Below are 19892 nucleotides of genomic sequence, written 5' to 3'. Positions count from 1 at the left end.
TTGCTGGTTTAAATGTAGGGAACCATTGAAATATCGCCTTCATGGAAATAAAACGAAACACGTTCTGCCGGATCTTTGATGAAGCGCGTATATCTCCCAATGACGATTTTCGATCCTCCGTAAATCATTTTGATGATATCTACTCTCGCTATAACCGTTTCTTCCAAGGTCTTCTCAATTTCAAGAATCCGCTCCTTGGCTTCAGTTTGCTCGCGCTCAGTCGACTTTTTAGTCACATTGAGCTTCACTCTCAGTGCAACCTTATCCGGGCTTAATTGGCCCGAAGAAGCCAGCTGGTTTAGAAGATGAAGCGCTTTATCAGTCTTGTCCAGTGCTTCGACCAGCTGTTTAATCCGTACCCGTAGTTCAGTCAGCTCATTGCGCAGCTCCGGCTGTACCCCAACTTCAATGGAGGTCATTGTAGACATGCTGTTTCCGACGGTTCGTGCCGTCACTTTTTCACCGGCCTGGATGCTCCCTCCAACGATCAAGCCTTTCGTTCCATTGCAGATTACATTTTTTCCTGCCCGGATATTGGAATGCATGATGCTTTGGGAGACAATAACGTCTTGCCTGGCGATGACGTTGCCATCCTGGATGAACGAACTTTTAACATTGATGCCAGCTTTCACGCACCCCTTGTTATATCCGATAATTCCACTCGTAATTTCGATGGAGCCTCCGGCATCCAATTCTGCGCCTTCGACGCCGCCTACAACCCGAATATCTCCGGCCGCTTTCACGCGGAACCCGGTCAGAACATTGCCGCGGATGACGACAGTGCCGACAAAATCGATATTGCCTACGCTGTAATCGACATCGCCATTGACCTCATAGACTGGAAATACGTTGATTTTCCCTTTGTCTGTTGTTGCAATGAGTCCGTCAATCGCTGCATACATGGCTATTTGCTCTGGATCCAGAACTACATTTTTCCCTACTTTAAAATAGGCTTCTTTTCCCGGCTTGAACGGAATAAGCCCACCTGTCACCGCTGTACCCGGCTTTCCCGGTTGAGGCGGTATTTTCTTGGCGATTAGCTGTCCCTTAATCACGTTATTCAAGCTCAACAGTTCCTTATAATCCACCTTTCCGTCCGAGGTTTCAAGCGGCTTTTGTTCCCGTTCTTCAAGCAGCTTGAGAGCATATTCAATATAGCCGTCCTTGCCGCTGACTGGCTGTTCCCCCATGGCAATAGGGGTTCGGCCGAACATATACTCTTCTGGGTGACTGGCGATCCGACTGACAATATCTCGTTCAATGCCATATTGAATCTGGTGACTGCGCAAAAACAGCATCAATTCGTCTTCTGTGCACTTAAAGCCATCTTCACGCTTTGAAAATTGTAAATAAGCAACACTCTTATCATCAGAAAATGTAACACTTAAATAAGTATCTAATGCTAATTGGGCTGACAATCCTTTTCCTCCCCTCTATTTCTACAGCATGTTAATCGTTTTGCATCAGCAAATCCCGATGTTTTTCCAGCGTCCCGCGCAGTCGCAAAATCGCTTTGGAGTGCAGTTGAGAAATTCTCGAAGGCGAAAGAGACATCACTTCGGCAATCTCGCTAAGTGAGAGATCTTCATAATATAGCAATGATACTACAGTACGTTCTTTTTCAGTGAGCTTTTCCAGCCCTTTAACCAAAGATTCTTTCAAATAAAATTCATTGACTTTATAATCAGGGTTTTTGGCCTTTTCATCCACCATGAAGGAAAGCCGGGTTTCCGATTCTTCCTCCCGGATCGGATCTTCCAGAGAGCATAGTGACATGACCGCCACTTCCTGGAGCATATGCTGGAACTCTTTTTCTGAGACATTCATATAGTCGCTCATTTCGGCATCCGTTACAGAACGAAGATGCTTTTGCTCCAGCTGTTGATAGGCGTCTTCGATTTTCTTAGCCTTCTCGCGGACTGAACGAGGAACCCAGTCCCCCTGACGCAAAGAGTCCAGAATTGCTCCCCGGACCCGGAAAGATGCATAGGTCTCGAACTGCAGACCTCGTTTGTAGTCAAACTTGTCTACCGCATCAATCAAGCCCATAACCCCGTTACTGGCTAGATCATCCTTGGAGACATTTTTCGGAAGCCCAATCGCCAGACGGCTGGATACATAATCCACAATATGCAGATAGTTCTCAATCAATCTCTTCTTCGCTTCCAGACTTCCATGTTCTTTCCACTGTTCCCAAAGTTCAGCGTGATTCAGATGAGAGGTTGTTTTGCGCTCGTTCACTTATCCTCACCCTCCTTAATTTTCTGTCAGGTGACGAACCGCTTTGGCCAAATCTTCAGGATCCTTTGTCGAGACCAGTTTCGGCGGATTGAGTGGTGTAAAACCAGCGCCGCGTTCATTGGAAAGGTCGGGTTTTTGCTTCAACAGCTCGTTCAGCTCGTCACTCTCATCAGGAGTCGTCAAGTCCAGCCGGTGACCCGTCTGATTGTTCTCTTCTATTCCGCCCATAGGTGCGGCTTCTCCTGGAGGGACACTGACGACAGTCCATACCCACCGGAGCAAAAACGCAAGAATAAACCATACGACAAACGACACCAGGCCGCGAATAATACTTGTCATGAACAAATTATTTGTCAGAGATAACAACAGGGTTAATACGAACCCTATAACACCAAATACCAGATTAAACCGCAGATTTCCTTTCATGGCTACATTTCCTTTACACCCGTATGTACACTGCGGATATACAATATACCCGTACTCGCATCCAGTTCGATTGTACGCCCGTAGTTTCCGCCAGTGTCTTCAGCAATGAGCGGAATTTGAAGCTCTGCTAATTTCAGTTTGCAGGACTCCACATTCCGCGGTCCGATTCTCATGGTGTCCCCGGTGCCGGCAAATGCGAACATCTGCGAGCCTCCTGCCATTTTGGCGACGATGCGCGAGGGGGATGCACCTAAATGCACAAGTTTATCAAGAAGAGCTGGCAAAGCCGTGTCCGCGTACTTCGCGATATTGAGCTGTCCTTCGCGTGCAATATCCGATGAAGGAAGCATAACATGCACCATTCCGGCTACTTTTAGCTGGGGATCATACATCGTAAGTCCAATGCATGAGCCCAGTCCTACCGTCCGGATGGTTCCAGAACGCTGCACCACATTCATGTCGGCCATACCTACTTTCACAATGCTTTGCTCTTCAATCATGATCTACAGGTACTCCCAGTGATTGAAAGATCTTGGCGAACGAATCCGGATCAGGAATCAGGAAAAATTGACCCTCGACCTCTTGATCACCCTCAATAAACGTTGTGTCGATCAAAAGGGCATCGTCTCCCATTTGTCCGAACTGCAGCAAACCATAACTAAGTATTGCTCCCGCCATATCCATCGCCAGTGCGGGAACGGTAGGAGACATGGACAGATTCGTAAAATCAGCCAAAGATGATAGATAGGAGCCAGCCAAAATATTACCGATTTCACTTAGTGCCGAACATTCCATTTCATTAAATAAACCGTCAGCCCCAGGATGAATGCCAACCAGTCTTTTCAGCAGACTTTTGGCAACCTCAGGGCTTAAAATGAAAAACAGATTTCCCGGAGCATCTCCTTCTACGCGCAGGAAGATGGCGATGACGACCTGCTCGGCACCTCCGACCTTTTCTGAAATATCTTCAAAGGGAAGAAGCTGCACTTTGGGCACGGCCATATCTACGGGCTTATTCAGCAGCCGGGACAATGCTGTAGCAGCATTCCCGGCACCGATATTTCCAACTTCCTTTAAAACATCCATTTTAAATTCTTTAAAATGTTTAAAGACCTCCACAGGACTATTCCTCTAGGCTTTCCAATTGGATGATTTCGTTTTTGCTCAGCACTTCGGACAGATTCAGCATGATCAGCAGACGATCATCGCCGATTTTGGCAACCCCGTCCAGATATTTCGCCTTGATGCCTCCAACTACTTCCGGCGGTGTTTCAATCCGGTCCGTATGAAGATCGATCACATCATTAGCGGAATCTACGATGAAGCCGACTTCCATTTCATTGACTGCAACGATAATAATGCGGGTCTGATCGGTATATTCCGCTTCTTCCAAACCGAATCGTCCGCGCAGATCAATAACCGGAATGACCACTCCGCGAAGATTAATGACTCCTTTGACAAAGGTGTATGTCTTGGGAACTCTTGTAATCGAAAGCATACGTTCAATAGTTTGAACCTTGTCTACTTCAATTCCGTATTCCTCGCTACCCAGTTTAAAAACGATAACTTTGATTTCTTCTCCCATGAGAAAAACCTCCTTTTATGAATACAGGCTCGGATGCGGTGAGATCGTTATATAGAAGCTTTGCTTGTCTATTTTATAAACACATTTGGATCAAGGATGAGCGCAACCTGACCGTCGCCAAGGATAGTGGCACCCGAAATGCCTTTGATCTGCGGCAGATATTTGCCAAGGCTTTTCAGAACAATTTCGTTTTGTCCAATAAATTCATCAATCGCCAGAGCAGCCAGGCGTTCGCATTTATGGATCACGATGATCTCCGTTTCTGCCTCTGCATTTTCGTCAAAATCCTTGATATTGAAAATACGGCTCAACGAAATCAGCGGAATATGCTGTCCCCTGAACTCTATCATTCTGTTGCCGTGGACCGTACGGATTTGCTCTTTGCGTACGATTCCCGTTTCAACAATCGAAGACAGCGGAATCGCATATTTCTCTGATCCCATTTTCACCAGCATCGCTGCGATAATCGACAGGGTAAGCGGGAGCTGAACCGAGAAGTTCGTTCCTTTGCCCGGTGTGGAATAGATGGTAACTTGTCCGCCAAGCGAAGTAATCTTAGCTTTGACCACGTCGAGGCCTACCCCGCGTCCTGAAACGTCGGAAATTTTCTCTGCGGTACTGAAACCCGGAGCGAACAGCAGCTGATGTACTTCTTCATCAGACATCGCTGATGCCTGTTCCTCTGTAACTACGCCTTTTTTCAAGGCCGTCTTCAGGATTTTATCACGGTAAATACCACGTCCGTCTTCTTCAATCTCGATGAAAACATGGTTGCCGCTGTGAAAGGCGCGAAGATTAACGGTACCTGTCTCAGGCTTGCCGCTGCTGATCCGTTCGGCAATCGGCTCAATACCATGGTCAACGGCATTTCTCAAGAGATGGACCAGAGGATCGCCGATTTCATCAATAACCGTCCGGTCAAGCTCGGTGTCTGCACCTGTGATAATCAGATCCACTTTTTTATCGAGCGATTTAGCCAAATCCCGGATCATCCGAGGGAAACGGTTGAAGACCGTATCAACTGGAACCATCCGAAGTTTCATCACAATATCCTGCAGATCAGAGCTAACACGGCTCATATGCTCTACCGTCTCCGTCAGTGCATGATTTTGTACCTCGCTGGCAAGCTGCTCCAGACGAACACGGTCAATCAATAATTCACTGAATAAATTCATCAGCACGTCAAGTCGTTCAATATCTACGCGGATCGTGCGGGAAGGTGCGGCCCCTCCGGTTTTGGCAGGAGTTTTAGCCTCAGCGGCAGGGCTTGTTTGCTTCGGTTCAGTTTGCTCTTTAGCATCCGCTTGCGACGCCGCCCCCTGGGAAGAATTCTCCTTGGAAGGCGCTTCTACGGCTGCCGCAGCTTCTTGCGAAGTCAAGCCGAGTTGACACATCTGAAGCAGCGATTCCTGATCAAGCTTCATCACAGTGACTTTATCGATCTCCGACACGTTTAAAATTTGACTTTCCAGTTCTGCAGGATCTTTCAGTGTTATGTAGTAAAGAGAGAAGCTGTGATCAAACTTTTCCTGTTCAATGTCCTGTGCGGATGGAGATGACTTTACAACCTCACCCGATCTTTCCAGCAGATCAAATACCATATAGGCGCGTACGGCTTTGAGCTGACAGTTTTCACGGATATGAATATCCAGATATAGAACACGATGTCCATCCGCAATGGATTGGTTCAAGACGGAATACTGGAACTCATCCAGTTGTATGGCCGTATTGATCTTTGCAGCGGAAGTCGATGTAGAAGCTTTAACATCTTCCCCTGATCCTTTGGTGGATGGAGCTTCTCCTCTAACAATCGCCTGCAGCGATGTTACGATCTCCGATACATCTGCTTTGCCATCCCCGCCTTCGGTAATATCTTGTACCATAGATTCCAGGGCGTCTAAACCTTTGAATAATGTATCAAAAATAAAGTCTTGCATCGTAAGCTTTTCATTCCGGACCAGGTCCAGTACATTTTCCATCTGGTGGGTAAGTGCAGCCAGGTCTTCAAACCCCATAGTCGCAGCCATCCCTTTTAAGGTGTGTGCCGAACGGAAAATAACTTGCACTATCGAAAGATCATTGGGACTACCTTCAAGCAGTAGCATATTTTCGTTTAGTGATTGCAGATGATCGTTGGACTCATCAATAAACATGGTTAAGTATTGGTTCATGTCCATTGTGAGACACCTCCTTTATGAGTTCACTTTCCGTTACTTCACAGCATGGATCACACCGGCTGCGATTTCTTGAAGTGGTAAAACATGGCTTACACAATTCAGCTCAACCGCCGAGCGAGGCATCCCGTATACAATGCAGGTTTCTTCGCTCTCGGCAAACGTACTGCATACACCCGCATCATACAGGCGCTTCATCATACGTGCACCATCGCTGCCCATTCCCGTCATGAGCACGGCATGGCGCTTTAGTAGCGTCAGCGGCAGCAGCGATTCAAACAGGACATCCACTGACGGTTTGTGGCCGTTTTGCGGCTCATCATCTGAAAGAATCAGTGAATAGCGGCCAGCGGAGCCCTGGGCGACCCTCATGTGTCTGCCGCCAGGAGCGATATAGGCACAGCCGGCTTTCAGTACCACTCCATGCTCTGCCTCCGTCACTTCCAGAGGGCTGAAGGAATTTAACCGCTGAGCCAACGATTTCGTGAAGTTAGGCGGCATATGCTGCACGATCACCACCGGAGCCGGCAAATCCGCCGGAATCTTTTCGAGTACAGCCTTCAAAGCCCTCGGGCCTCCTGTTGAACAGCCGATCGCAACAATGTGATTATAGGACTCGAGGTGTTCATTCACGGCTACCACAGGTATTTGCGGTAAAGCGGGTGGTGGCAAGGAAATCTCCTGTGTAGCTGCCGTTTCTCGCTGAGGCTTGAACAGCATCGAAGCGGCTTTTTCCTTCTTTGGCTGGCTCCGGCTCTCCTGCTTCTTAACAGGTTCTGTTTTTTTAGGAGAAGCGGTCTGACGTTTAGCTGGCTCCGCCTTTACCATGCTCACTTTGGATACGGTAAAAGAACTCTGAAGTGGCTCCAAGGACTCTGCCTTAAGCTGCTTCCTCTTCTCTTCCTCCGCCCGGAACGCGGCTCTTCGCTCACGAGCGCCCATTGCCGCTTTCAGCTGTTCTAGCAGCGTGTCCCCAACCTGATCAATATGCTGGGAATACGTAAGCGATGGTTTGCGGATAAAATCAAAAGCTCCGGATTCCAAAGCGATAATGGTTTCCTTCATTCCCTCCTCGTTGATCCCTGAGAGCATAATCACCGGAAGAGGATGTTCAGCCATGATCCGTTTTAAAGCTTCTAGACCATTCATTTCAGGCATTTCTACATCCATTGTCACTACATCAGGCTGCAGCCTCGTTATTTTCTCAACCGCTTCCCTTCCGTTCTCGGCTGTGTCTATGACCTGAAATGCGGGGTCCTTTTCGATCAAGTCCGAAAAAATCTTCCGCATAAATGCCGAGTCATCTACTACTACGACTTTATATGGCGTCATGCCATTTCCACCCCTGCTCCCTATTACAGAAGAATCATTTTGTTCGACGAAGCCACTTTTGCATAAATCCTTTGATTCCCGTCAAGGCACCTGGTTCCGGGGAAGCCGGCACAGTCATGTAACGATGAGCGATTCGCTGTATATCACGCGCCGCAACACAATTCGGAAAAGCCGTTGAAAAAGGAACTTGCTTTTTGACTGCCTCCACGACATGGTGGTCTTCGCTGATGTATCCAAGCAAAGAGATGTCAACGTTTAGAAACCTCTTCGCCGCCATCATAATTTTGTCCGCTGTATGTACAGCTTCTTTTTCACCGCTTGCACGGTTGACGATAAGCTTGAAGGAAGTTCTTTCATCCTGCGAGCTTACCACTTTAATCAGAGCATACGCGTCAGTGATTGACGTTGGCTCAGGTGTGGTTACGACCAGACACTCGTCCGCTGAATGGATAAAGTTATAATTCGCCTTGGACAATCCTGCTCCGGTGTCAAAAATAATATAATCCATTTCGTCTGCAACACTCTCAATTTGTTCCGAGAAGTAGTCCAGATCACTCTGAGACAGAGAAAACAAATCGGACATCCCGGATCCCCCTGCGATAAAAGACAGAAAGCCAGGACCCCGTTCGATAATTTCATCGATACGTTTCTCACGCCGCAGCAGATGGTACAGATTATATTTGGCCGAAACCCCCATCAATACATCAATGTTCGCCATGCCGATATCGGCATCAAAAACCAGTACCCGTTTACCCAAAGACTGCAGTGTAAAGGCAAAGTTTAACGTAAAATTGGACTTACCCACGCCTCCTTTTCCGCTTGTCACCGTAATAAACTTTGTGGTTCTCTGTTTGCTGGTTCCTGATGTTTGTTTGGCACGCTCATGTTCACGCTTCATAACTAAATCTCTTAATGTCTGTGCCTGGTCTGTCATATTCCTTCTTCTCCCAGCAGCAAGCTGCCAAGTGTTTGGTCTCCCGGTAACATCAAATCATCGGGTACATTTTGACCGTTGGTCATATATGAGAGGAGTAATGGGTACTCCTGGATCAGATTGATGATGGAACCGTAGCTTCCTGTCTCGTCCAGCTTGGTGAAAATGACTTTGTTCAGACCATACTTGCTGAAATGCTCCGTAATTTGCTTCATATCCCTCGTTTTGGACGTAAGACTGAGCACCAGATAGGTCTCACTCTTCTCATCCGGGGAAAACAAGCTCTGAAGCTCAGATACAAGAAGCTCATTGCGGTAGTTGCGGCCCGCGGTATCCATCAAAATAAGATCACAGTAGTTCAGGCGCTGAAGAGCACGCTGCATGTCACCTGGGGATTGAACAACTTCAAGCGGCACGTTCAGTATCGAAGCGTATGTTCTGAGCTGCTCCACCGCAGAAATCCGGTAGGTATCAGATGTGACAAAGCCTACTTTCCGGTGATATTTGAACAGCTGCTCGGCCGCCATTTTGGCAATTGTTGTCGTCTTGCCTACGCCTGTTGGGCCTGCAACATATACGATCTTGGTATCGCCTGCAATGCCTCCGCCGAAACGGTTTGAAAGGAATGATTTGATCTGGCCGAGAATGAAAGCTTCCATTTCAGCCTCATCGGCCGCTCTGCCGTTTTCTTCCCAATACTCAAAAGCAGCTCCGATCCATTCCTGAATGATGTCTGTTTCAATGTCCTGTAGCAGCAGCCGATCTTGGAGCTTCTGGAGCACTTCGGGAAGAGTCTGCTGCACAGCCGACTGACGCGAGATTTTTGCCATCCATGCCTTCATTTCGCGCAGCTCCTCCAGAAGCTTATCTTCTGTGGAAGATCTCGTTAGGTTTTTCTCACTTTCATATCGTAGAGAAGCTTCACGAGTTTTCGCTAAAAAAAGTTCATTTGCTGCTTCCTGAGTCTGCTCTTCTTCAGCCTCCCGGGCTGCCAAAATATCTTCGAAGTTTTTTGGATACAAGCCTTCCTTTGTCTCAGTCATTTCCGCTGCCACATCCATTTTCAGTGGAGACTCGACAGAAGCCGCAGCAGCCTGCTCCGAGGCTGCTACGGAGGTTAATTCAGCCGTTTTCTTGTAGGCCTGAGGCACAGCCCTTTGCGGTACGGCCATGGGCGTACGGACTGGAGCAGACTGCGGTTTACTTTGCTTGGTCTGCTCTTCATTTTCCACAGCCGCGACCACTTCAATTTTCTTCTGTCTGAACATGCCGAGAAAACCGCCAATTTTGGTCTCCTTCGTGCTGAGTATGACGGCATTGCTGCCAAGGTCTTTGCGGATCTGGAGCATCGCTTCAGGCATCGTATCGACCAGATATCGCTTTACTCTCATAAATTCACCACTCCGACACTTTGAATTTCTACATTAGGTTCCAGTTCACTGTAGGAAAGTACCGGAATATCCTGCATCGTCCGCTCAATGACTTGACGCAAATACATGCGAATTGTGGGTGAAGTCAGCAAAATCGGCTGCTGCCCGGACTGCAGTAAACGGTTCACCTGCTCGCTGAGCTTTTGAAAAACCGTCTGGGTGGACATCGGATCCATTGCCAAATAGCTTCCCTGATCCGATTGCTGCACACTTTCAGCGATTTTCTTCTCCAGCGTTGGTCCTACCGTAATCACCTTCAGCGTTTCTCCTTCCTGGGAGAACTGCTGGGTGATCTGTCTGGAAAGAGCTTGTCTCACATATTCCGTCAGTACGTCCGGATCCTTGGTATACTGACCGTAGTCAGCCAACGTTTCAAAAATCGTAACAAGATCCCGGATCGATATTTTCTCACGCAGAAGCTTAGCAAGTACCTTCTGTACGTCGCCGATCGCAAGAACGCTTGGAATCAGTTCGTCGACAAGCACTGGATAACTCTCCCGCAAATTGTCGACCAGCGTTTTGGTTTCCTGACGCCCAATCAGCTCATGAGCGTGTTTCTTAATAAGCTCAGTTAGATGCGTGGCCACCACAGATGGCGGATCCACAACCGTATAACCCGAGAGCTCAGCTCTCTCCTTGGTTGCTTCATCAATCCATAGTGCCGGAAGACCAAACGCCGGTTCTAGTGTTTCAATCCCAGAAACGCTTTCGTCATCATACCCAGGACTCATTGCTAGGTAGTGATTAAGTAATAATTCACCGCCGCCGACGTTATTCCCTTTAATTTTTATGACATATTCATTCGGTTTTAGTTGAATATTGTCGCGAATTCGGATGACCGGTACAACAAGTCCTAGTTCAAGTGCGCATTGTCTGCGTATCATGATGATCCGGTCCAGCAGGTCGCCGCCTTGCTGAACATCCGCCAGCGGAATGAGTCCATAGCCGAACTCAAATTCAATCGGGTCAACCTGCAGCAGATTGATAACACTTTCCGGACTTCGGACTTCTTCGATCTGCTGTTCTTCTTCCTGCTGCTCTACTTCGATCTGCTTGCGTTCCATATTCTTCTGCATTTTGTATGCCGTATACAACAGGATAAACGCAAGCGGCATTGTTGTAATGATGTGGATCGGCGTAAAAAATCCAAGCAGTGCAATGGTTCCGCCAACGATATACAGAAGCTTCGGATAAGACATCAGCTGTTCTGTCAAATCACTGGCCAAATTGCCTTCCGAAGAAGAACGGGTCACGATCAAACCGGATGCCGTGGAAATCAGCAGTGCGGGTATCTGGCTTACGAGTCCGTCGCCGATCGTCAGTACCGAGTAAGTCGACAAAGCGTCAGTAAAGCTCATACCGTGAATGGACATCCCGATAATAAATCCGCCGATCAGGTTGATGATCAAAATAATAATGCTGGCAATGGCATCGCCTTTGACAAATTTCGTGGCACCATCCATGGCTCCATAATAGTCGGCTTCGCGTTCTACTTTTCTACGGCGCTCACGAGCCTGCTGCTCGTTAATCAGACCGGCGTTCAAATCGGCGTCGATACTCATCTGTTTACCTGGCATCGCGTCGAGGGTAAAACGGGCCGCCACTTCTGCAACCCGTTCAGAGCCCTTGGTAATGACGATAAACTGAACGACCACCAAAATCAGGAATACGATAAACCCGACGGCGATCTGCCCATTTGCAATCCAGCTACCGAAGGTGGATACCACAGTTCCAGCAAAACCTTCAGACAGAATCAATTTGGTTGTGGAGATGTTTAACGCAAGTCTAAACAAGGTAGTGATTAAGAGTAATGATGGAAAAATCGAAAATTGCAATGCTTCCTTCGTATTCATGGCCACAAGCAGAATTAATAGAGCGAGCGAGATGTTTATGACAAGCAATATGTCCAAAAGCCATGTCGGGATCGGAAGAATCATCATGAGAACGATGCCGATGACACCTAGTAATACCGTAATCTCTTTCATTTTCAATGGCTTCACTGCCTCCGATCCCTGATTTATTTAACCTTGCCTTTTAATTTGTATACATATGCCAAAACTTCAGCCACGGCCTGGAACAAGTCGGCGGGAATGGAATCTCCAATCTCCCCTCTTTGAAACAGGGCGCGGGCGAGAGGTCTGTTTTCCATTGTAATGACGCCGTTTTCTTTGGCGATTTCCTTGATGCGCAGAGCTACAAAATCCTGTCCCTTGGCTACAATCTGCGGGGCTTCCATTTGCGAACCGTCATACCTCAGCGCCACTGCGAAGTGAGTCGGGTTGGTAATGACGACATCCGCTTTTGGCACTTCCTGCATCATGCGCTGCATAGCCATTCTGCGCTGGCGCTCCCTGATCTTGCCTTTGATCAGCGGATCACCCTCCATTTTTTTGTACTCATCTTTGATATCCTGCTTGGACATCCGTATACTTTTCTCAAATTCATACCGCTGATATAAAAAGTCCAGTATAGCCATGGCAAACAGGGCAGCTCCTATTTTCAGACCCAGATTCATTGTCATGCTGGCCACGAAATGAAAGGTTTTCTCAATGTTCATCTCCGAAAGCTTGCCAATCTCCGGCAAGGCGCCTGACAAGGTCTGATAGACCAGCAGCCCGATAATCGTAATTTTAAATATAGATTTCAAAAATTCGACTAGTGATCGTACCGAAAAGATATTTTTAAAGCCTTTGATTGGATTCAGCTTGCTGAATTTAGGCTTCAGGGTCTCACCCGTAAGCATGAATCCCACCTGCGCCACATTGGCGACTAATGCCACAACAACCGTCGTCACAAACAGGGGTGCGAGCAGAATAAGAATCTGGATGACATAATGCATCGTCATACTCATCACATTACCGATCGACACATCGGTATTCAGACGGTTGACGAAGACATCCTTGAACAGCCCCACCAAATGTTTTTTGATAAACCCGCCAAACATAAGTAAACTTAGAAAGGAGGCAAGCAGCACAACAGCACCGGACAGTTCCTGGCTTTTGGCGACCTGGCCCTTTTTACGGGTATCCTGCCGCTTCTTGGGTGTCGCTTTTTCTGTTTTCTCGCCGGCAAACAACTGCAAATCCAGTGGATACCTGTAGGACACTCCTGTCGCTCCTCCATCCCGCTTACGTCGGCTTGTGCCCCATAATCCCCAGCAGATTCTGCATCGATTCGAACATAATGTTGAATAGATCTCCGAATATATATGAGAAACTGGGTACGATGAGCAGCAGCACAACCAAGCCTACTATCACTTTAAGCGGCATCCCGATGACAAACACGTTAAACTGCGGGGCCGTACGGGCCAGAAAGCCTAAGCCTAAATCGGTCAGAAATAACGCGGTGACAATGGGTGCCGACATTTGAAAGGCCAGTACAAAAGATTGGCCGAATGTTTTGATTAAAAATTCAGAGATGCTTCCGTTATACAGTTTTGTGAAAAAGTCATTGGATAAAGGTACCCAGTCATAACTGCGAATAATGCCATCGATCAGGTAATGATGCCCGTTCATCGTGAGAAACAGAAGCACGGCGAACATATACTTGAAATTGCCCAGTACGGGCGAAGACATCCCCGTCATGGGATCAATGACATTCGCTATACCAAAGCCAATCTGGATATCGATAAACGCACCGGCCGTTTGAATGACCATAAACAGCATAAATGCCACAAAACCTAACAGCAGCCCAATCAGGATTTCCCTGATAATCAGCAATATGTAAGTCGCATCAGTCGGAAGTTGTTGGTGTACCCCATAAGTCAGATACACGAGTATGGACAGAATAAAAGACAAGCCGATCTTAAAGGTATTCGGAACTCCTTTTGAAGAAAGCACGGGTGCTACAACAAAAAAAGAGCTAATTCGACAAAAAATAAGCATAAATACCGGCAGGCTATCAAGCAGCATGTTCATAGGAAGCTACCGCCTATCCGATATATTTGTATAGATTGTCAAGAATGTTAAACGTAAAATCCACCAATGTCGTCAAAATCCAAGGACCAAACAGCAGGATAGCCAGTAGAACTGCCACAATCTTCGGAATGAACGCCAGCGTCTGTTCCTGAATCTGCGTCGTTGCCTGGAATATGCTCACGATCAGACCGACGATCAAACCGAGCAGCAGCATCGGTGCGCTTACCTTGAGAACGGTATAAACCGCCTGTCCCGCGAGTCCGATAATAAAATCAGAATTCATAACCGGCCTCCTTCGCCTTTTTCATCCATCATGTATTAAAACTCATCAGCAGTGACTTGACGACCAGATACCATCCGTCCACAAGCACAAACAGCAGAATTTTAAATGGCAGCGAAATCATGACCGGAGGAAGCATCATCATCCCCATGGCCATCAGCGTACTGGCGACGACAATATCAATAATGAGAAATGGTATGAATATCATGAAGCCCATTTGAAACGCTGTTTTCAATTCACTGATTGCAAACGCCGGCACCATAACGGACATTGGAATGTCCTTATAGGTTTCTGGCTTTTCCGTTTTGGTGTACTTCATAAATAACAGCAGATCTTTTTCTCTCGTTTGCGAGAACATGAACTTTTTCATCGGATCAGCAGCTTTATCCAGCGCTTGTGTCTGGGTAATTTCACCTTTCAGATAAGGCTGCAGGGCAACATCGTTCATCGCTGAAAACGTCGGTGTCATCACAAACAGCGTCAGGAACAGCGCCAAACCTACCAGCACCTGATTAGGCGGCATTTGCTGAGTTCCGAGTGATGTTCGCACAAAACCCAAAACGACCACAATCCGGGTGAAGCTTGTCGTCAGCACCAGCAGAGCCGGCGCGATGCTGATGACAGTAATCAGGAGTATAATGGACAATGCGCTGGTACTTGGTTTGCCTCCTGAATCGCCCACCTTGATATCGATATTCGGAATGGGATCAGCAAAAGCCGCTGTCATTGCAAGCAAACTAATAACCGATAATACGATGCAAGCTAGCAAAACCTTCTTTTTCATGGATCCCTCAACCGATCTGTAGTATTGTCTTCGCGAAGAAGCTCCTCCATCTTTTCCTTACGGCTCGACATTTTTCGCAACTTCTCGTCAAAGACCTCGTGGAAAGATGACGTATCCTCAAGTGTAATCTCCTCCGACACCGGACCTTGTTTACGGAGTCTGGAAGCCAGTTTCTCAAGCAGTGGAGAAAGCGAACCTGATTGGGCACTTGATTCCTGCTCAAATGCCTTCATGATCAGCTTCACTTCTTCCGGATCCGAAATCTTGTCCACGAGACGGATGTCTTCGCCTACGCCGACCAGATACAGACTGCTGCCGATTTCGATAATCTGAAGGGATTTGTTCGGACCAAGTCCAACAGCACCCAAGGTCCGAACAGCACGACTGGTAAACCAAATTTTATTTTTCTTGCCCAGAAAACGGATTAATAGAACGATCAGTGTCACGATGACTGCCAAAACAACAATGACATACATCAAATCTAATGTGTAGTTTCCTGGGCTTTGGGGTGTTTCCATATCGGCGATAAGCATGAAAACCTAAACACCTAACGTTTTGTTGATTGCTTCGATAACGCGGTCCGTTTGGAAAGGCTTCACGATAAAGTCTTTAGCTCCTGCTTGAATCGCATCGATAACCATAGCCTGTTGTCCCATTGCGGAGCACATAATCACTTTTGCACTTGGATCCAGCTTCTTGATTTCTTTCAGAGCGACAATCCCGTCCATTTCAGGCATCGTGATATCCATCGTAACCAGATCCGGGCGAAGCTCTTTAAATTTCTCGATTGCCTGTGCTCCATCCTGAGCCTCTCCTACAACTTCAAAACCATTTTTAGACAAAATATCACGGATCATCATTCTCATAAATGCAGCATCATCCACGATAAGAATACGGTTAGCCATTGATTAAAAATCCTCCCTAAATTTTGCTTATTGTAATTTTTGTATTCGGTCCCATTGGCTGAGAATATCTGTGACACGCACACCAAAGTTCTCATCAATAACAACAACCTCGCCTTTGGCGATCAGCTTGTTATTCACAAGAATATCCACCGGCTCTCCGGCAAGCTTGTCCAGTTCGATGATCGATCCTTGGGACATTTCCAAGATATCCTTAATTTGCTTCTGGGTCCTTCCTAATTCTACGGTCACTTTAAGAGGAATGTCCATCAATAAGTTCAAATTATTTTGATCAACTGTACCGAATGCTCCAGATTGTAGATTGGAGAACTGTACAGGTTGAACATTCACGTTGCGGTTATACTGTGTTCCATAGTGCTGAGGACTGCCGTACGGCGATATTTGCTGGTTCGGATCATATCCGTAGCCTGGCATTGCAGTTGGCATTCCCTGAGCTTGCGCCCCATATGGATTCTGATAAGCCGGTGGCTGCTGCTGAGCCGGTGGCTGCTGCTGAGGTGCTTGGGCAGGCTGTGCCGCTGCCAGACTTTCCTGAGCCTGAACCGCTGCCGCAGTTTCCTGAATCATTTGTTCAGCATTCTCTGTTCCGTGAATCAGCGTATTAACCATATCTTTGGAGAACTGGATTGGAAGAAGCTGCATGATCGTAGAATCGATCAGATCCCCGATCGTCAGCCGGAACGAGATTTTAATAAGCGTCTGCTCGGGTGGAAGACTGCTGACTCCATCACCGCTTGCCACATCCAGGATATCAATTCCCGGTGGAGATATATTCACAAACCGGTTAAAAATCGTGGACATGGAGGTCGCGGAGGATCCCATCATTTGGTTCATCGCTTCCTGCACGGCGCTGATATGTATTTCATTTAGCTCCTGATCGTCAGGATTCCCCTCTCCGCCAAGCATGAGGTCCGCGATAACCTGTGCATCACGTGTCTTGATCACGAGCGAATTGATACCCTCAAACCCGTCTACATACGTAACATGGACCGCCACATGCGGTTTAGGAAATTCAGATTCAAACTGTTGTCGTGTGATGATCGATACTTTCGGAGTTGTAATATCTACCTTTTTACCTAGCAGAGTTGAAAGAGCCGTTGCCGCGCTTCCAAAGGTGATATTTCCGATCTCGCCCAGAGCGTCCTGCTCCAGAGGAGTCAAATAATCATCAACCGTACTTCCGCTAGCGCTTCCGGAATTATCCGGTTCAGACTGTTTAAGCAAAGCGTCAATTTCTTCTTGTGACAAATATTCGTTACTCGTCAAATTCCTCAACTCCTTCGCTGACAATTTCGTCTATTTGAACGGCCACCCGGTCCTTGAGCGTCCCTGGACTTCCTATAAATTTGAGTCTGTCTCCCACCTTGATCGGCAGCCCGGTCTCTACCGTTTTGTTGAGGCTGATCACATCTCCAACACTTAAGCCCAAAAATTCAGAGATGGAAATTTGGGAATATCCAAGCTCAGCAATAATATTCAATTTGGCCTGGCTGATCCGGAATTTCAAAGATTCAGCTTCTTCAGGCACACTCGATTTCTTCTCTGACACGAACCATTGATGTGCCGACAGCTTCGACATGATCGGTTCAAGCACGACATGCGGTATACAAAGGTTAATCATCCCTGTCGTGTCGCCGATTTTGGTGCTGAGCGATATGAGTGCAATCGTTTCGTTCGGCGATACAATTTGCATGAACTGCGGGTTCGTTTCCATCGCTTCCATCCGAGGGGAGAAGTCCAAAACAGTCTTCCATGCCTCTGCAAGACTATCGAAGGCGCGGCTGAATATCCGTTCCATGATCGTAGTCTCGATTTCTGTCAGCGTGTTAATTTTCGTAGGAGCGTTGCCTAGACCACCCAGCAGACGATCCAGCATCGCATACGCTACGTTCGGATGGACTTCCAGCACCATTCTTCCTTTTAGAGGCTCGGCTTCAAAAATGTTCAGAATTGTCATCTTAGGAATCGAGCGAATAAACTCATCATACGGAAGCTGTTCAACCTGAACCACGTTGATCTGTACAAAGGTCCGCAGCTGTGCGGAGAAATAAGTTGTTAAGTAACGCGCGAAATTTTCGTGAATGCGAGTCAAGCTGCGGATATGATCTTTGGAAAAACGGACCGCCCGTTTAAAGTCATAAGATCGGACCTTTTTCTGGGTCTCCTCTTTTTTCAGTTCCTCCGCATCCATTTCACCGGACGAAAGCGCGGCCAGCAGGGCGTCAATCTCATTTTGCGATAATACATCAACCAATCATCTCACCCCCTTGTAGGATTGTCTTGGGTTTTAGAGCGGAGTCAAAACAAAATTTGTAATTTCGATTTGATTCAGTCTTCCTTCAGTCAGAGTCTTATTGATCAAATTGATCAATTTTGCGCTTAAATTGTCCTTACCATTTGAACCTTTCAGCTCATCCGGTTTGGTATCGGCAAGGGTTTTGATAATAATCGGCTTGATTTTGAACTCTTTAATCTTGTCGAATTCTTCTTTGGATTTCTTATCGTTCAATTGGAACGCAAAACTCATCAATACGATATAATCCTGATCTGCAAGATTGGTCTTGATATCCGTAATTTCAGATGTCACATTCACAAGTTCATCCGCTGATAATTTTTTACCCTCGATCGCCTGCGCCGCAGTATTCGAATTGTTATTTTTTCCGAGCATCTGAGGCGTAAGCAGAACTACAGCAACCACGATCAGTGTAATAGCCAGAAGCATAGTGATCAGCCAAGGCAGCATTTTCTTCATGAGTTTTCCTCCAATTGTTGCACTTTTATTGTGGCATTATGAACGCCGATTTCCTGATTATATTGTTTCACCAAGGAAATGACCTCCGCTGCTTTCTCCAGAACGATCATGCGTTTGCCCGTGACCAATGTGATATATGTGTCTGGCGTTTCTTCCACTGTTTCGATAAGCAGAGCGTTCAGCCATAATGGTGATCCGTTTAACCGGGTAACAGAAATCATAGCGGGCCTCCTATGGGAATTGGGGAGAGGCAAACCCCTCCCATGCTTTCAATCTATTAACGCTTCAGATTTACAACTTCCTGAAGCACTTCATCAGATGTCGTGATGATCCGCGAGTTAGCCTGGAATCCGCGCTGGGCTACGATCATTTCCGTAAATTCGCTCGTCAGATCTACATTTGACATCTCGAGCTGGCCGGACACGATCGCACCTGTTCCAGTCTCGGCATTGTTCGCTGTTGTCGGTTCAAGCGCTCCGTCCGGATTGGCGTTAACCGTCATGCGGTACAGATTGCCGCCGATTTTTTCAAGACCCTCCGGGTTGATGACTTTAGCCACTCCCAGCTGGATTCCCGTATCCGTCGTGCCATCTGCCAATTTCTGAACAACTGTTCCATCCTGAGCGATGGAGAATGCTGTTGTATCGTCATTCAGGGTAATCGGCTCTCCTCCGGCGTCGCAGACGAAAAGTCCATCAGAAGTTACCAGATGCTTCCCCGCATCGATATGGAAATCACCGGCACGTGTCAGGAATGGAACTTCCTGATCCCCGTTCAACTTGACCAGGAAAAATCCGTCCCCGTCAATCCGCATATCGGTTGGGTTATTCGTCGTCATAGCGCTGCCACCCAAATGAACCGTATCGATCGAGCCAATCGAAACGCCAAGACCGACTTGTTTGGAGTTTATACCGCCCTGATCGGTATCATTCGGCGGGGTCACTCCCGCAACCGTTTGGCTCATTACATCTTTGAACATCACGCGGCCGGACTTAAATCCCACCGTATTCACGTTTGCGATGTTGTTGCCAATAACGTCAAGCTTGGTTTGAAAACCGCGCATACCTGAAACGCCTGAATACATGGATCTCAACATTGAATATTTCCTCCTCTA

General features: G+C 47.2%; 22 protein-coding genes. All 22 read right to left on the bottom strand.

What is annotated here, in order from left to right; translation table 11 throughout:
• Positions 1-8: 8 nt before the first annotated feature.
• Positions 9-1418, bottom strand: coding sequence for a flagellar assembly protein A (locus tag MUG84_RS02595; RefSeq protein WP_244719306.1), 1410 nt, complete (start codon positions 1416-1418; stop codon positions 9-11).
• A 31-nt stretch (positions 1419-1449) separates the two neighbouring features.
• Positions 1450-2241 carry a FliA/WhiG family RNA polymerase sigma factor gene (locus MUG84_RS02590; protein WP_244719303.1) on the bottom strand — a complete coding sequence of 264 codons (792 nt, stop codon included), beginning with the start codon at positions 2239-2241 and terminating at the stop codon, positions 1450-1452.
• Positions 2242-2256: 15 nt separating this feature from the next.
• Positions 2257-2667, bottom strand: a complete 411-nt coding sequence (locus tag MUG84_RS02585) for a hypothetical protein (protein WP_244719301.1) — start codon at positions 2665-2667, stop codon at positions 2257-2259.
• 2 nt (positions 2668-2669) lie between these two features.
• A complete protein-coding gene (locus tag MUG84_RS02580) occupies positions 2670-3167 on the bottom strand; it encodes a chemotaxis protein CheD (protein ID WP_244719298.1) in 498 nt (165 codons plus the stop codon).
• Positions 3160-3753: a chemotaxis protein CheC gene (locus MUG84_RS02575; RefSeq protein ID WP_280521165.1), complete on the bottom strand. Its 594-nt coding sequence runs from the start codon at positions 3751-3753 to the stop codon at positions 3160-3162. Before MUG84_RS02575 ends, MUG84_RS02580 begins: the two co-directional genes overlap by 8 nt.
• Positions 3754-3790: 37 nt before the next feature.
• Positions 3791-4252, bottom strand: coding sequence for a chemotaxis protein CheW (locus MUG84_RS02570; RefSeq protein ID WP_244719293.1), 462 nt, complete (start codon positions 4250-4252; stop codon positions 3791-3793).
• A gap of 68 nt (positions 4253-4320) precedes the next feature.
• A complete protein-coding gene (locus MUG84_RS02565; protein ID WP_244719288.1) occupies positions 4321-6429 on the bottom strand; it encodes a chemotaxis protein CheA in 2109 nt (702 codons plus the stop codon).
• Positions 6430-6462: 33 nt separating this feature from the next.
• Complete coding sequence (locus MUG84_RS02560) at positions 6463-7758, bottom strand: protein-glutamate methylesterase/protein-glutamine glutaminase (RefSeq protein ID WP_244719285.1); 1296 nt, start codon at positions 7756-7758, stop codon at positions 6463-6465.
• Positions 7759-7792: 34 nt separating this feature from the next.
• On the bottom strand, positions 7793-8692 hold the full coding sequence (locus tag MUG84_RS02555; RefSeq protein ID WP_244719282.1) for a MinD/ParA family protein: 900 nt from the start codon (positions 8690-8692) through the stop codon (positions 7793-7795).
• On the bottom strand, positions 8689-10083 hold the full coding sequence (flhF, locus tag MUG84_RS02550) for a flagellar biosynthesis GTPase FlhF (protein WP_244719279.1): 1395 nt from the start codon (positions 10081-10083) through the stop codon (positions 8689-8691). The genes MUG84_RS02555 and flhF overlap by 4 nt, the downstream gene beginning before the upstream one ends.
• Positions 10080-12113, bottom strand: a complete 2034-nt coding sequence (flhA, locus tag MUG84_RS02545) for a flagellar biosynthesis protein FlhA (RefSeq protein WP_244719276.1) — start codon at positions 12111-12113, stop codon at positions 10080-10082. The genes flhF and flhA overlap by 4 nt, the downstream gene beginning before the upstream one ends.
• 26 nt (positions 12114-12139) lie before the next feature.
• Positions 12140-13228, bottom strand: coding sequence for a flagellar biosynthesis protein FlhB (gene flhB / locus MUG84_RS02540; RefSeq protein ID WP_244719273.1), 1089 nt, complete (start codon positions 13226-13228; stop codon positions 12140-12142).
• Between the two features lie 22 nt (positions 13229-13250).
• Positions 13251-14039: a flagellar biosynthetic protein FliR gene (gene fliR / locus MUG84_RS02535; RefSeq protein ID WP_244719270.1), complete on the bottom strand. Its 789-nt coding sequence runs from the start codon at positions 14037-14039 to the stop codon at positions 13251-13253.
• 13 nt (positions 14040-14052) lie between these two features.
• The gene (gene fliQ, locus MUG84_RS02530) at positions 14053-14322 is read right to left on the bottom strand and encodes a flagellar biosynthesis protein FliQ (RefSeq protein WP_244719267.1); all 270 of its coding nucleotides are present in this window, start codon (positions 14320-14322) and stop codon (positions 14053-14055) included.
• 28 nt (positions 14323-14350) lie between these two features.
• Positions 14351-15103: a flagellar type III secretion system pore protein FliP gene (gene fliP, locus MUG84_RS02525; RefSeq protein ID WP_244719262.1), complete on the bottom strand. Its 753-nt coding sequence runs from the start codon at positions 15101-15103 to the stop codon at positions 14351-14353.
• On the bottom strand, positions 15100-15636 hold the full coding sequence (locus MUG84_RS02520) for a flagellar biosynthetic protein FliO (RefSeq protein ID WP_244719228.1): 537 nt from the start codon (positions 15634-15636) through the stop codon (positions 15100-15102). The genes fliP and MUG84_RS02520 overlap by 4 nt, the downstream gene beginning before the upstream one ends.
• A 6-nt stretch (positions 15637-15642) precedes the next feature.
• Positions 15643-16008 (bottom strand): response regulator, encoded by a 366-nt coding sequence (locus tag MUG84_RS02515; protein WP_244719206.1) that lies wholly within the window; start codon positions 16006-16008, stop codon positions 15643-15645.
• 27 nt (positions 16009-16035) lie between these two features.
• Complete coding sequence (fliY, locus tag MUG84_RS02510) at positions 16036-17292, bottom strand: flagellar motor switch phosphatase FliY (protein WP_244719203.1); 1257 nt, start codon at positions 17290-17292, stop codon at positions 16036-16038.
• The gene (fliM, locus tag MUG84_RS02505) at positions 17282-18280 is read right to left on the bottom strand and encodes a flagellar motor switch protein FliM (protein WP_244719186.1); all 999 of its coding nucleotides are present in this window, start codon (positions 18278-18280) and stop codon (positions 17282-17284) included. Before fliM ends, fliY begins: the two co-directional genes overlap by 11 nt.
• 33 nt (positions 18281-18313) lie before the next feature.
• Complete coding sequence (locus MUG84_RS02500) at positions 18314-18778, bottom strand: flagellar basal body-associated FliL family protein (protein ID WP_244719183.1); 465 nt, start codon at positions 18776-18778, stop codon at positions 18314-18316.
• The gene (locus MUG84_RS02495; RefSeq protein ID WP_244719180.1) at positions 18775-18999 is read right to left on the bottom strand and encodes a flagellar FlbD family protein; all 225 of its coding nucleotides are present in this window, start codon (positions 18997-18999) and stop codon (positions 18775-18777) included. The genes MUG84_RS02500 and MUG84_RS02495 overlap by 4 nt, the downstream gene beginning before the upstream one ends.
• A gap of 56 nt (positions 19000-19055) precedes the next feature.
• Positions 19056-19874 carry a flagellar basal body rod protein FlgG gene (flgG, locus tag MUG84_RS02490; RefSeq protein ID WP_244719177.1) on the bottom strand — a complete coding sequence of 273 codons (819 nt, stop codon included), beginning with the start codon at positions 19872-19874 and terminating at the stop codon, positions 19056-19058.
• Between the last annotated feature and the right edge of the window lie 18 nt (positions 19875-19892).

It is taken from the genome of Paenibacillus mangrovi (assembly GCF_022898935.1).
GTDB classification, from domain to species: domain Bacteria; phylum Bacillota; class Bacilli; order Paenibacillales; family Paenibacillaceae; genus Paenibacillus_AQ; species Paenibacillus_AQ mangrovi.
The sequence above is the reverse complement of the archived record's forward strand: the minus strand, read 5'-3'. Positions and strand labels throughout refer to the sequence as shown.

Bases quoted from the DNA above. Each gene is read 5' to 3' on its own strand.
- MUG84_RS02575 (WP_280521165.1), bottom strand. From the start codon at position 3,753: ATGGATGTTTTAAAGGAAGTTGGAAATATCGGTGCCGGGAATGCTGCT.
- MUG84_RS02585 (WP_244719301.1), bottom strand. From the start codon at position 2,667: ATGAAAGGAAATCTGCGGTTTAATCTGGTATTTGGTGTTATAGGGTTC.
- fliQ (WP_244719267.1), bottom strand. From the start codon at position 14,322: ATGAATTCTGATTTTATTATCGGACTCGCGGGACAGGCGGTTTATACC.
- MUG84_RS02560 (WP_244719285.1), bottom strand. From the start codon at position 7,758: ATGACGCCATATAAAGTCGTAGTAGTAGATGACTCGGCATTTATGCGG.
- MUG84_RS02555 (WP_244719282.1), bottom strand. From the start codon at position 8,692: ATGACAGACCAGGCACAGACATTAAGAGATTTAGTTATGAAGCGTGAA.
- MUG84_RS02515 (WP_244719206.1), bottom strand. From the start codon at position 16,008: ATGGCTAACCGTATTCTTATCGTGGATGATGCTGCATTTATGAGAATG.
- MUG84_RS02500 (WP_244719183.1), bottom strand. From the start codon at position 18,778: ATGAAGAAAATGCTGCCTTGGCTGATCACTATGCTTCTGGCTATTACA.
- MUG84_RS02565 (WP_244719288.1), bottom strand. From the start codon at position 6,429: ATGGACATGAACCAATACTTAACCATGTTTATTGATGAGTCCAACGAT.
- MUG84_RS02495 (WP_244719180.1), bottom strand. From the start codon at position 18,999: ATGATTTCTGTTACCCGGTTAAACGGATCACCATTATGGCTGAACGCT.
- flhF (WP_244719279.1), bottom strand. From the start codon at position 10,083: ATGAGAGTAAAGCGATATCTGGTCGATACGATGCCTGAAGCGATGCTC.
- MUG84_RS02570 (WP_244719293.1), bottom strand. From the start codon at position 4,252: ATGGGAGAAGAAATCAAAGTTATCGTTTTTAAACTGGGTAGCGAGGAA.
- MUG84_RS02580 (WP_244719298.1), bottom strand. From the start codon at position 3,167: ATGATTGAAGAGCAAAGCATTGTGAAAGTAGGTATGGCCGACATGAAT.
- MUG84_RS02520 (WP_244719228.1), bottom strand. From the start codon at position 15,636: ATGCTTATCGCCGATATGGAAACACCCCAAAGCCCAGGAAACTACACA.
- fliP (WP_244719262.1), bottom strand. From the start codon at position 15,103: ATGAAAAAGAAGGTTTTGCTAGCTTGCATCGTATTATCGGTTATTAGT.
- fliR (WP_244719270.1), bottom strand. From the start codon at position 14,039: ATGAACATGCTGCTTGATAGCCTGCCGGTATTTATGCTTATTTTTTGT.
- flgG (WP_244719177.1), bottom strand. From the start codon at position 19,874: ATGTTGAGATCCATGTATTCAGGCGTTTCAGGTATGCGCGGTTTTCAA.